The sequence below is a fragment of the Porphyromonas miyakawae genome, assembly GCF_045865415.1.
In the GTDB taxonomy this organism is placed as follows: Bacteria; Bacteroidota; Bacteroidia; order Bacteroidales; family Porphyromonadaceae; genus Porphyromonas; species Porphyromonas miyakawae.
This window is the reverse complement of record NZ_BAAFSF010000004.1, coordinates 161,455-173,016: the sequence shown is the minus strand read 5'-3', so window position 1 is coordinate 173,016 and position 11,562 is coordinate 161,455. Positions and strand designations below refer to the sequence as shown.

Genomic DNA, 11,562 nt, shown 5'->3' with positions numbered 1-11,562 from the left:
TCTTGTTATTTATTCACATAGAAGTATTTGAGCCGTTCGCGCAGGCAAATAGAAAGAGGCGATATGTTGCTCTTGTCGTGTAGTCATAGAGCAGCAGGGATGCGTAAAGTGCTCGGCTGAAGCTATCCGACCATAGCCGCCAAACGCCTCTTTGTCGCTATCCAACAGCAAAGTGTATTTCCCGGGAGGTAGTGCAAGCTCAAAATGATCAAACGAACGGTTCGGAGAGAAGTTGAATAGCAAGAGGAGCCTTCCCCGTGAAAAAGCCAATATTTGTGTGTCTTGCGATGCGTAGTGACAGTAGGGAATACTCTTTAGCTCTACGGCATACGCTTTAAGTATTGTGATTAAGGCTTTGTCAAAGAGAGCTAATTGCTCATATCGTAGGAAAGGATTGTCGCGGAGCGACCATTGTCGGCGAGCGTATTGGTATGAGTTGCCATTTCCCTCTCGGGGAAAATCAATCCATTCGGGATGCCCGTACTCATTGCCCATAAAGGTCAGTATTCCCCCATTGGTAGAAGAAAAGGTAACTGTCTTAATCATATTGACTAAGGCCATAGCCCGCTCGACCGCCGGAGAAGGAGCGCCTTTGTTCATGTCTGAGTACATAGCAGCATCCGCCATGCGAAAGATAAGCGTCTTGTCGCCTACAAGGGCTTGATCATGGCTCTCTACATAGCTAATAACCTTCTCATTGTGACGGCGGTTTGTCATTTCGTAGAAGATATTTCCAGGGTCCCAAGTTTCGTCAGGAAGTTCTTTGACTGTCTTGATCCAATAATCAGGTTGATTCATAGCCAGCCTGTAGTCAAATCCATAGCCTCCCTGCTCAATCGGTAGTGCTATGCCGGGCATGCCGCTCACCTCTTCTGCTATACAAATTGCCTCCGGGCGAGTGCGATGTATGAGTTCATTGGCCAGCATTAGATAGCAACCGGCCTCTTCATGGTAGTTCGGGTTATAATAATCCGCATAGGAGGTAAAGCATCTGCCCAAGCCATGATCGTGATACAGCATAGAGGTTACGCCGTCAAAGCGAAATCCATCGAAGCCATACTCCTCAAGCCAGTAGCGGCAATTACTTAGAAGAAACTCTTTTACAAAACGTTTCCCATAATTGAAGCAAAGCGAGTCCCAAAGAGTATGCTCCCCTCTGCTATCGTCATAGAAGAAGAGGGAGCGCGTACCATCGAATGCCCCTAAGCCTTCTACCGCATTCTTGACTGCATGGGAGTGTACCAAGTCCATAATCACCCGCAATCCCATAGCATGCGCCTCATCAATCAATTGCTTCAACTCATCCGGTGTACCAAAGCGACCGGAGGGAGCAAAGAAGCCGGATACGTGGTACCCGAAGCTTCCATAATAGGGATGCTCCTGAATAGCCATCAGTTGTATGCAATTGTAGCCTGCCGATACAATGCGAGGCAGGATGTGCGCTCTGAAATAGTTGTATGAAGCTACATGAAGCTCCTCACTACTCATACCGATATGACACTCGTAAATAGTAGGAAACGTGCATTTCCCACTTGGTACGCTATGTCGGAATGTATAGGGCTTTTCAGGCTCCCAGATACGCTCTGTAAAGATGCCGGTGGAGGAGTCTTGCGTTACATAGCGAGCAAAGGGAGAGATTCTCTCTCCACACCCACCATCCCATTCAACCCAAAGCTTATAGGGAGCTAAGTGAGGTAATAACTTTTCGGTGATGCTGAGTTCCCAAATCCCCGCTTCACTTCCTTTGCTAAAAGCAAAATTCCTATTCGGCTGCCAAGCAGATGCGTCACACAGGAGATAGACAGCCGTTGCGTTTGGGGCATACTCGCAGAAGTGATGCGTATTCCCCTTTAAATGTCTACCGAAGCGCGCCTCTAAGTGCGTATTATACCCTTCTTTAAGAGCAAGATCAAACAGCGATTTCCGCCGCTCAATATCCTCTTTGTAGGGGAGTAGATAGGGGTCTTGTAGAATGTCAAGAGACTTCATTCAAATGGAATTGAAGTGGCCGGTATGCGGAGCGTATCTTCACTATTCCTAAGCTCCATAATGAGTGTTGAGGGAAGGTGCTCCAGTAACTGTGGGCATTCGCTGGTGAGTCGCTGCCACGTAGCATAAGAAATAAAGAGAAAATCACTTTTGTCAGGGAATTCATCTCCTATCTCCACAGGAATACCCAGTCCTCTACTTTCTGCATATACAGCGGGTAAGGGCGCTTGCTCACTATCTAATAGAGCGCTGAAACGAAATAGCGTGACCGAGCCTCCGTTGGTCTCTGCCATACGTTGGGCAAAGGGTAGGAGCGAGAATGTTTCCTCTTCACCTACGCCTACTAAAATCTTGCCGGGCTTTGTAAAGTCACGATTGACAAATACCCCTACACTACAATCCGCTTCTCTAAAGAAACGGCGGGTCTTATCATTGAATAGCTCTCCAGCCCTTAAGATTGAAGTGGGATGGCTGATTGAAAAGCGCTTCCACTTACGTTCCAGTTGCTTATGTTGTTTTATGATTTTGCGATCCTCATCCGACCCCGACAGCTCTAATCCGGCACCTACCAGTAAGAACTGATTGCCCTCTCGGTTTGCTTCATCCATAATGGTGTGCAGCACATCGTCTGTAACGTGGTAGATGGCTTCCATATCGATGCCCAAGCGCTCTCCTTCGTGCAGGAGTGGAGAGAAGTTTTCTTCGTAATACTCCTCTTCGTCGGTCAAGCTAAGCTCACTATTGATAGTGGTGTGGAGCAGAGCAACTCCCTCATCCAATAGAGGAGGCTCCATTATTTGTTTACTGAGTTGCAGTAGGAGGCTACCTGTATCGGGGCGTCCGAAAGAGATTAGGATGGGTTTGGTATGGGATATTGCTGAGGCTTTTGGCTTATTCTTCGTACGACGCTTGAATAGGGCATTCATGAGCTGTAGAAGTGGCTGGGTCATCAAGGTGGTGATCAGCGTCATCATTACCAAAAGCACAAATATAACCGGTGGTAATACGCCCAAATCCAACCCAATCTTTAGCACAACTAACTCCATCAGTCCGCGCGTATTCATAAAAGCGCCCAGGTAGAGGCTTTCCTTCTTTGATATATTGCATAGTCGTGCCGCAATATAGGTACCGCCTACTTTTCCCACAATAGCTACTACTACCAGAAGGGTAAGCAAAGCCCATAGAGCACCGCTATTGATCAATCCCAGCTCCGTTCTCAGTCCTGAAGAAACGAAGAATAGTGGCAAAAAAATACTGAGTGAGACATCTTCAACCTTCTCTGTGATCACGTGACGGAACTTGTTGTCATCCGGCATAATCAGACCTACCATAAATGCACCGAAGAGTGCGTGCATGCTCAGTAAATTAGTTAGATATGCACTTACGAGCACTAAGATAAAGATAACTGCTACAAGCGTCTTGTTGACCAACTCATTCTTGTTGTACACACTTCCCACCAAAGCAAATAGCGGTCGGATCACGCCAAAAAAGAGCGCTATGTAGAGGATGAGGAATAAGAAGTTGAATAGGGCACTCGTAATGCTACCACTTTGTATTATAGCCATTACAGCCGCCAGTAAAAGCCAAGCTGCTATATCTGCAACTGCGGCTGTATTAAGAGCCAGTGACCCTAAGTGTGTGCGACTCATTCCACGCTCCTGAATAATGCGTGCCAGCACCGGAAAGGCGGTAATGCTCATAGCAATCCCCATAAATAGGGCAAGCGGTAAATAGGGCACGTGGAAAGAAGTGGAATCGTACAGGAAGATAGTAAGCAGCATCCCTAAGATAAAAGGTATAAAGATGCCTGACTGACTGATTATGAAGGCTTTGCGAAATTGTGACTTTATCTCAGCCGGCCGCAGCTCCATTCCTATGGTAAACATGAAGAGAATCAGTCCAAATTCGCTCAGAATCTCTATGAATGCGATACTCTCCTCCGGAAAGAGAAACGCAAAAGCCTCCGGCCACAAAGCACCCAATATGCTGGGGCCCAATAGAATACCGGCTACAATTTCGCCTATGACCTGTGGTTGTCCGATGTGTCTGAATAATGCCCCCACAAGGCGAGCGACCGTAAGTATAACGATTATCTGTAGGAGAAGCAACCCAATGGTGGAGGTGCCGTGGTGAGCTACACTGTCGGTGAAGTTTTGCCAAGCGGAAGAGGGTACTATTGGGGCTGCCGATTGCGTATTTATGTGGTAATAGGTGGCCCCAATTCTTGCGGAGAGCCATACGACCCCAACGAATAGTAGTGTAAGTACAATAGAGAACACCATAGGTGCCCTTTGCTTGGGTTTTGTGGATGCTCTACGCTTCATATACCTATTAGAATATGGGCTTGGAGGTAACTTTCCCTCCCTTTGTTGCTTTGCAAAGATAGGTATTTCGGCTTATTTGTCTGATAGAATGGTGCTCACTTAGCAGAGGGATGGTGTCGCTTTTTAGAGTACTCGGTCGGCTTAAGAATAGCGCTACTTATAGTCTTGTCTATAGAACCTTTTACAGAGAATGCGAGAAAAAGCGTATCTTTGGCGATTAGTCAGGAAGATGAATTAGAAAAAAGGATGAGAGATCCTGCCACATTATCGCAATACATAGATAAGCCCCTCTTTCACATGATTGGCTCAGCTGCCGATGAGTTGGGGGTGGATGCCTATTTAGTGGGTGGTTATGTGCGTGACCTCTTATTGGGGCGTCCCACAAACGACATAGATGTAGTCTCAGTCGGACGCGGCATTGACTTAGCTAAGGCAGTACATGCCAAGTGGGGGAGACCTGCGCATCTGAGTGTCTTTGCCAATTTCGGTACCGCACAGGTAAAAAAAGGCGATATAGAGCTTGAGTTTGTAGGCGCTCGTCGCGAAAGCTATCATCGAGATAGTCGCAAGCCGATAGTGGAGGATGGCACCCTGGAGGAGGATCAGTCACGTCGCGACTTTACGATCAACGCGATGGCACTTTGCCTTAATGCAGGACGCTTTGGGCAGCTTCTGGATCCTTTCTACGGGTTGGCGGATTTGCAAGATTGTGTATTGCGCACCCCATTGGATCCGGATGTTACTTTTAGTGATGATCCTTTGCGTATGATGCGCGGTATTCGTTTCGCCTCTCAGTTGGGTTTCTATTTGGAGGAGTACACCTTTGATGGCATTGTGCATAATGCCAAGCGAATAGAGATTGTCTCCATGGAGCGAATTGCCACCGAGCTAAACAAAATCATGCTTTCTCCGCGACCCTCTGTAGGCTTAGAATTACTTGAGAAAACAGGGCTTATGAGCATTCTCTTGCCGGAGCTTTACGCCCTCAAGGGAACCGAAATAGTGGAGGGAAAAGGACATAAGGATAACCTCACCCATACCTATAGAGTAGTGGATAATGTGGCCAAGCAGACTGATAATCTCTACCTGCGTTGGGCTGCGCTGATGCACGATATAGCTAAGCCTGTAACTAAGCGATACGATCGAAAGACCGGGTGGACATTCCACAATCACGACTATATAGGGGCTAAAATGGTCAAAAAGATCTTTCATCGACTTAGGCTCCCTCTTGATCAACCCCGTAAATATGTAGAGAAAATGGTTAGCCTGCACATGCGTCCTGCTCGTTTGGCAGATGAAGGGGTGACAGACTCTGCCGTAAGGCGTTTGCTCTTTGATGCCGGTGATGATATAGATGATTTGATGCTCCTTGTGGAAGCAGACATTACGAGTAAGAACCCTGTCAAGGTGCGACGTTATTTGGACAACTACTCTGTGGTTCGTCGTAAGCTGATCGATATAGAGGAAAAGGATCGAATCCGTAATTTCTCCCCTCCGGTCTCCGGAACAGATATTATAGAGTACTTCAATCTCAAGCCTTCTCCGATCATTGGGGAGCTCAAAGAGGCAGTAAAAACAGCCATTTTGGATGGAGTAATCCCCAATGAGCATGATGCGGCTTGGAAGTTTGTACTACAAGAGGCGGAAAAGAAAGGTCTCAAACGCAATCCATCATGACACATAGTCATACACATGAGATGGGCGCTTCTGCGCTCGCACTTGCCTTTTGGCTCTCCCTTAGCTTTGCCCTTGTAGAGCTGATCGGTGGAGTTGTCACTTCCAGCCTGGCTTTGGTTACGGACAGTTGGCACGCTGTGGGCGATACGCTTTATGTAGGGCTTGCTTGGATTCTAGACAGAGTGAGCCGCCGCAAGGAAAATGCCCATTTTACTTTTGGCTACAAGCGGTTTTCGCTTTTAGGGGCACTTCTGATTTCTCTCTTACTGATAGTGGGGTCGGTGCGTATGTCCGTCCATGCTATTGAGCATCTTGCTGAAGCTACACACGCTACAGAAGCAAATCCTCTGGGGATGCTCATTGTGGCGGTAGTGGGTATTCTGCTAAAGGGATTCGCCGTGAAGCGGCTTAGTAAAGGGCATTCCTTGAATGAGCATGCCGTAATGCTGCATATCATGGTAGATCTTTTCGGGCTATTGGCAGTCGTGCTTTCGGGTATTGTCATGCTCTTTACGGAAATAAATGAATTGGACGTAATTCTCTCCCTACTGATTGCCCTTTGGATTCTTTGGAATGCACTCAAAACGCTTTGGAATACGCTCTATATATTCATAGAGGCCGTACCCAAAGAAATTAAGCATGAGGAGGTCAGTGCGCTCATTACCTCTTTGGACGGAGTAGAGCAGATAGAGTCTCTCTACCTTTGGACGTTAGATGGGGAACAGCATTTGATGGCACTCTCTGTAAAAGTCTCGCCTCAGTTGCTAAGCGATGCAGGCAGGTATGAAGCGCTTAAAGCACAAATCAGGGCAGCGGTAGCGGATAAAAGCATCAAAGTGATTGCCATTGAAGCAAACGCATAGGAGAAATTTATTCCTCCTCTATGGGGCTCGTATCCCATCTTTTTCTCGTCTACAAATCTATTTTAGGTATTGCCACATCGGATAGAAATATAGACCTTTCAATAAGGTCTATAATATATCTGTGTGTTTATTAAAGTGAGATCGGCAAGGTTATTAGCGGTAATGAGATATTAACAAAAAAGCTATACCTTTGTTGGAGTGAAATAGGATCGGACTGTACCGTCCGTTGAAGATATTGGACCATGACACGAATAAAACTCTTTTCCCTCATATTGGTAGCATCCCTTCTTACCGCCTGTGATAAGTCGAATGATGAGATACAAACGGAGCAGATCAAGATTGTACAGGCACCTTTCCTTCAAGATGGTAAAGTACCCGGGCAGCCGGTAATTTACTTTGATGCAACGGGGAATACTGTAGAGATAGATTTTAATTCTACAAGCCCTTGGAAAGCGGAAGCCAAAGACTCCTCATGGTGTGTCCTATCTACGACCGGAGGAAAGCCCGGTAGAATAAGACTTCGTGTGTCTGTCGCTGCCAATCCTTCTGATAAATTGCGACAGACTACACTCACATTGAGTAATCGAGTAGATAAGATGGATATTGCTATACAGCAAGCTGCTGTGATCAACGGAGTGCTTACCGAGTGAATTATATCGTGATTATCTACCCATCTTTAACTTTTAAGAAACACATTGCTTACTATGCTAAATAAAAAGATCACTTATATGGTTTTCTTATTGTCGCTTTGCGCTGCTCTATGGGCTTCGTGCGATAATTCAAAGAACCCTACGACCGGCAGCGATATAGCGCAATCACTCTCTTTTAGTGCCAACTCACTACGTATGACGGATAGTAAGTGGCAGAGTGGAGATGCTATCGGTGTATTCATGCTTCCTAATGGTGCCTCTCTTGCTGAGGGTACCCAAAGGGAGAGTAATGCATGTTTTCAGACGACAGAAGACAATACTCCCTCGGCGCTATTTACAGCACACAGCACAGCCGATCAGATTACGCTACCGGAAAGTGAGGCGGTTGACTTTGTGGCATACTATCCATTTGAGGCAGCTTTCGCAAGCCAAGTAAAAAAAGAGATTGAATACATTGCCGGCAGTCCGTTACCTGATTTTCTCTATTCGGCATCGGCAAAAAATATCACTCGGTCAGCTAACGCAGGAAAGGTTATCCCTCTTCAATTTCGTCATGTGATGAGCGAAGTGGTGGTGAATCTTTTCTATAAAGACAATACCCCCGTTCAGGCTGCGTCTGTACAGCTTACTGACCTGCAGCTTAATGGAAGTTTCTCTTTGGTGGATGGGGTTGTGGGCAGTCCTTCTGCTTCGGTTAAGCGTGGCGATATTGCTCTACAGAAAAAGGAAGGAACGACGAATAGTTATACCGCTATTCTTATTCCCACTGCAAAGGGTGAACAGACGCTCTTTAGCGTACAGATCAACGGGAAACGCTTTACCTATACTCCTCCCATTGAGAGCTACGAGGGCGGTAAACGCTATACCTTCAATTTAAAGCTCAATCAAGATCAGCAGTTGGGGCTGGTGCGTGGCGTAGAGGGTATCATACAGGATCGCGACACGGGAGAGTCTGTCTCCAATAATTTGTTCCCAGATCAGGAGAATGAGCATGATGATCGCCCTAATGCAGCCAATAATTGGAAAGGCGAGAGTGGAACCACTACTTCATCGGCCCATATCAAGCGCCTTGAAATGCCGCGTCCTACAGGTGGAGCTAACAATTGGTATGTCACGCACTCAGTAAATGGTACAGTTAATTACTCTTTGGAGTACGATGTAAATCACAAGGGGCCGCGCTTTGTAGCTTTCACGTTTGATGAGGTGAATAAGCAGAATAATACGCCGCGCACCAAGGCGTGGAGTTGGGATCCTTTTATTCCGCAGAAGTATGCAGCAGGCTCAAGCAGCAATAATTTTGGATATAAAGGCTCCGGCTATAGCCGCGGACATATGGTCGCTTCTGCCGATCGACTGAGCAGTGCAGCAGCCAATAAGCAGACCTTCTACTACACTAATATGAGCCCTCAGTTACAACCCTTCAACGGAGGAGTATGGGAGCAGCTGGAAAGCCTTGTACAAGATTGGGGGCATACCGCTACCGCCACCAAAATATATTACGTAGCTAAAGGCGCGGTGTTAGATGGCCCCACAGTGAAGGGCAAAACTACCTCCGGAATCACCATACCGAAATATTATTGGATGGCTATCCTAATAAGTGATGGTGCCAATTACTACTCCATAGCTTTCTTGATGGATCACGACAAGCCTGAAAGAGTGTCCAAGGGAGGTAGGTGGAGTTCCTATGCAATGTCGGTGAATGAGCTGGAAGAGTTCACTGGTGTAGACCTCTTTTTCAATCTACCGGACAGCATAGAGGAATCTATAGAAGGGCAGAACCCGGTCAACTACACCTCTGTATGGGGTAATATATTCTAATCCCTAGTCGCCTTTGGGAGGCTCATTCCCATGTGAAGCAGTAGGGTAGGTGTAGCGGCCTGCTACAGAATAAGCGAGATGTTCCTTTTCGGGCATCTCGCTTGTTTTTTCTTCCCTTTAGGTAGTGCCGATAGCGTTATCAGTTGAAAAACTTCAGGTGGATTGCTCGCGGAAGAAAAGGCAGCCTAAGCACCGCCAAATAGATCAGAACCTTTCATTCAAAAGATCTGTATCTTTTGAATGAAAGGTATCGATGTTTTGTACAATAGGTTTAGATGTTTTGAGGGAGGCTTTACCGTAGGTTACTCAACCTCAAGGGATGCCGCTTTGAGCAACTCGGGAAGCTCCTCTATTTCGAAGGCTTCGTCCAAGGTTAGGTCTCCTACGCGTGTACGCTTAAGCTCGGTTAGGTAGCCTCCACTATTCAATGCCTTGCCCAAATCTCGTGCTAAAGAGCGTATATAAGTACCGCGACTGCATACGATGCGAAGCTGCGCATAGGGAGGCTCATAGCTCAGAAGCTCCAGCTCCTTGAGTGTAATGCGCTTTGGCGGTAGCTCGTGCTCCACGCCCTTCCGCGCCAATTCATAAGCACGTTTCCCTTTTACGGAGATCGCAGAGAAGAGAGGAGGCACTTGCATTTGCTCCCCCTGCATTTGTTGCAATTGCTCCTGAATCAATACTTGCGTGATATGATCATACGGATAGGAGGCATCCTCCTCATGCTCTGTATCAAAAGAGGGAGTAGTAGCACCTAATTTAAGCTCGGCAACATACTCTTTGCTGCCTTCCATCAGACGTTCAATGCACTTTGTAGCCCGTCCGGTAGCTAATAGGAGTACTCCGGTAGCCTTGGGGTCTAAGGTGCCGGCATGGCCCACCTTTATTTTCTTGAGTCCTAACTGCTTGCGAACGGCAATACGAAAGAAACTCACTACATTAAAGCTCGTCCAATCCAGTGGCTTATTGACCGCTATTACCTGTCCTTCAAGTAGGCGAAAGGGCTTGCCGGCTACGAAGTCGGCATGGGTATAGAGGGGAAGGGGAGAAGGTAACTGCTGTTCCTCTTTCATCTATTCGGTAATTACATGGTTAGCGGCACATTTAGTGCCATGAGCAAAAGGATTAGTGAGCCAACTACGATTCGATAATAGCCGAATAGTTTGAAGCCGTACTTTGTGAGATAGCTGATAAAAAAGCGGATTGCCAGCATAGCTACTACAAAAGCGACTAAGTTACCCAGTAGAAGCGTGGTGGCGTTATTCCTAAAAATCTCCACCCCACCTGATTTAAATAGTTTGTAGGCTTTGAGTAATGTCGCCCCCAGCATAGTGGGTACCGCTAAGAAAAAGGAGTATTCGGCAGCTGCTTTACGCGATAGACCCTGCTGCATGCCCCCCACGATAGTAGCCATGGAGCGGCTCACACCCGGTATCATGGCGATTACTTGATAGCAACCAATGAAGAAGGCTTTTAGAAGTGTGGGATGCTCTTCCCCTTCCGATGAAAAGATACGGTCAATGAAAAGCATAAATACACCGCCCAAGAGCAATATCACAGCTACTACACTTACTTTGGAGAGAAGAAGGTCGATGTATTGCTCAAAGAGTAGCCCAATGACTGCTGCCGGCAAAATACCTACCACAAGCGTCAGATAGAAGAATCCCCAGCGCTGCCACTTATTTTCAAGCTTCTTACCTCTGAAAACAGCATTAGGTGCAGCTTTTGGAGAGAAGAAACGTTTCCAATACAGCACAATTACGGACAAAATAGCCCCAAACTGTATCATCACGGTAAAGGCACGCAGATACTCATCAGACTGCATTTGCATGATACCCTGTGCCAATATCATGTGCCCTGTAGACGAGACCGGCAGAAACTCAGTAAGCCCCTCTACTATTGCGAGTACAATAGCTTGAATAATGGTCATACGTTAGGTTGAGCGGAGTATTTACTTCTCTTTGTTCCTTTTGCTCTTGTGTGGAATCATAATGGCGAAGATCACCAAAATAAACCCGATAAAAGAGATTGCAGGAGCAACCCTTATTCTAAGTGGACTGAAGATCTCAGGGTTAAAGGAGATTACATCCGGAGACTTACCCCCTGCCATTAAAATAAAACCCGTTATAATGAGTACAAGGGCTATGATAAGTAAGATTAGATTAGTACGCCCAAAGAGGTGAACTTGCGGCTCATTCCGTTTCTGTTGCTCCATAGAAAAGCTGTTTTGTTTGGTAGTTA

9 protein-coding genes are annotated in these 11,562 nt (G+C 46.6%); 4 read left to right on the top strand and 5 right to left on the bottom strand.

The annotated features are described in order from the left end of the window. Nucleotides 1-9: 9 nt before the first annotated feature. Together ACLWMH_RS06310 and ACLWMH_RS06305 are read right to left on the bottom strand one after the other, a co-directional pair. Nucleotides 10-1,989 (bottom strand): alpha amylase C-terminal domain-containing protein, encoded by a 1,980-nt coding sequence (locus ACLWMH_RS06310; protein WP_411915859.1) that lies wholly within the window; start codon nucleotides 1,987-1,989, stop codon nucleotides 10-12. Beyond that, nucleotides 1,986-4,313 (bottom strand): cation:proton antiporter, encoded by a 2,328-nt coding sequence (locus tag ACLWMH_RS06305; protein WP_411915858.1) that lies wholly within the window; start codon nucleotides 4,311-4,313, stop codon nucleotides 1,986-1,988. The genes ACLWMH_RS06310 and ACLWMH_RS06305 overlap by 4 nt, the downstream gene beginning before the upstream one ends. A 246-nt stretch (nucleotides 4,314-4,559) precedes the next feature. Here ACLWMH_RS06305 and ACLWMH_RS06300 point away from each other — a divergent pair, with 246 nt between their 5' ends. From ACLWMH_RS06300 to ACLWMH_RS06285, 4 genes are all read left to right on the top strand, one after another. Further along, nucleotides 4,560-5,990 (top strand): CCA tRNA nucleotidyltransferase, encoded by a 1,431-nt coding sequence (locus tag ACLWMH_RS06300; RefSeq protein ID WP_411916237.1) that lies wholly within the window; start codon nucleotides 4,560-4,562, stop codon nucleotides 5,988-5,990. Continuing rightward, entirely contained in the window at nucleotides 5,987-6,853 is an 867-nt protein-coding gene (locus ACLWMH_RS06295) for a cation diffusion facilitator family transporter (RefSeq protein WP_411915857.1), read from the top strand. The genes ACLWMH_RS06300 and ACLWMH_RS06295 overlap by 4 nt, the downstream gene beginning before the upstream one ends. A gap of 242 nt (nucleotides 6,854-7,095) precedes the next feature. After that, entirely contained in the window at nucleotides 7,096-7,503 is a 408-nt protein-coding gene (locus ACLWMH_RS06290; RefSeq protein ID WP_411915856.1) for a BACON domain-containing protein, read from the top strand. Nucleotides 7,504-7,557: 54 nt separating this feature from the next. After that, nucleotides 7,558-9,321, top strand: coding sequence for a DNA/RNA non-specific endonuclease (locus ACLWMH_RS06285; RefSeq protein WP_411915855.1), 1,764 nt, complete (start codon nucleotides 7,558-7,560; stop codon nucleotides 9,319-9,321). Between the two features lie 302 nt (nucleotides 9,322-9,623). Here the strand turns inward: ACLWMH_RS06285 and truB are convergent, their stop codons facing one another. From truB to ACLWMH_RS06270, 3 genes are read right to left on the bottom strand one after another with little or no spacing between them, the layout of a single operon-like run. Further along, nucleotides 9,624-10,394, bottom strand: a complete 771-nt coding sequence (gene truB / locus ACLWMH_RS06280; RefSeq protein WP_411915854.1) for a tRNA pseudouridine(55) synthase TruB — start codon at nucleotides 10,392-10,394, stop codon at nucleotides 9,624-9,626. An 11-nt stretch (nucleotides 10,395-10,405) separates the two neighbouring features. Further along, a complete protein-coding gene (locus ACLWMH_RS06275; RefSeq protein ID WP_411915853.1) occupies nucleotides 10,406-11,251 on the bottom strand; it encodes an undecaprenyl-diphosphate phosphatase in 846 nt (281 codons plus the stop codon). Between the two features lie 21 nt (nucleotides 11,252-11,272). After that, nucleotides 11,273-11,536, bottom strand: coding sequence for a DUF3098 domain-containing protein (locus tag ACLWMH_RS06270; protein WP_411915852.1), 264 nt, complete (start codon nucleotides 11,534-11,536; stop codon nucleotides 11,273-11,275). Nucleotides 11,537-11,562 lie beyond the last annotated feature (26 nt).

Excerpts from the sequence above, each read along its gene's own strand:
- ACLWMH_RS06310 (WP_411915859.1), bottom strand. The coding sequence starts at position 1,989 with ATGAAGTCTCTTGACATTCTACAAGACCCCTATCTACTCCCCTACAAA.
- ACLWMH_RS06290 (WP_411915856.1), top strand. The coding sequence starts at position 7,096 with ATGACACGAATAAAACTCTTTTCCCTCATATTGGTAGCATCCCTTCTT.
- ACLWMH_RS06285 (WP_411915855.1), top strand. The coding sequence starts at position 7,558 with ATGCTAAATAAAAAGATCACTTATATGGTTTTCTTATTGTCGCTTTGC.
- ACLWMH_RS06275 (WP_411915853.1), bottom strand. The coding sequence starts at position 11,251 with ATGACCATTATTCAAGCTATTGTACTCGCAATAGTAGAGGGGCTTACT.
- truB (WP_411915854.1), bottom strand. The coding sequence starts at position 10,394 with ATGAAAGAGGAACAGCAGTTACCTTCTCCCCTTCCCCTCTATACCCAT.
- ACLWMH_RS06300 (WP_411916237.1), top strand. The coding sequence starts at position 4,560 with ATGAGAGATCCTGCCACATTATCGCAATACATAGATAAGCCCCTCTTT.
- ACLWMH_RS06270 (WP_411915852.1), bottom strand. The coding sequence starts at position 11,536 with ATGGAGCAACAGAAACGGAATGAGCCGCAAGTTCACCTCTTTGGGCGT.
- ACLWMH_RS06295 (WP_411915857.1), top strand. The coding sequence starts at position 5,987 with ATGACACATAGTCATACACATGAGATGGGCGCTTCTGCGCTCGCACTT.
- ACLWMH_RS06305 (WP_411915858.1), bottom strand. The coding sequence starts at position 4,313 with ATGAAGCGTAGAGCATCCACAAAACCCAAGCAAAGGGCACCTATGGTG.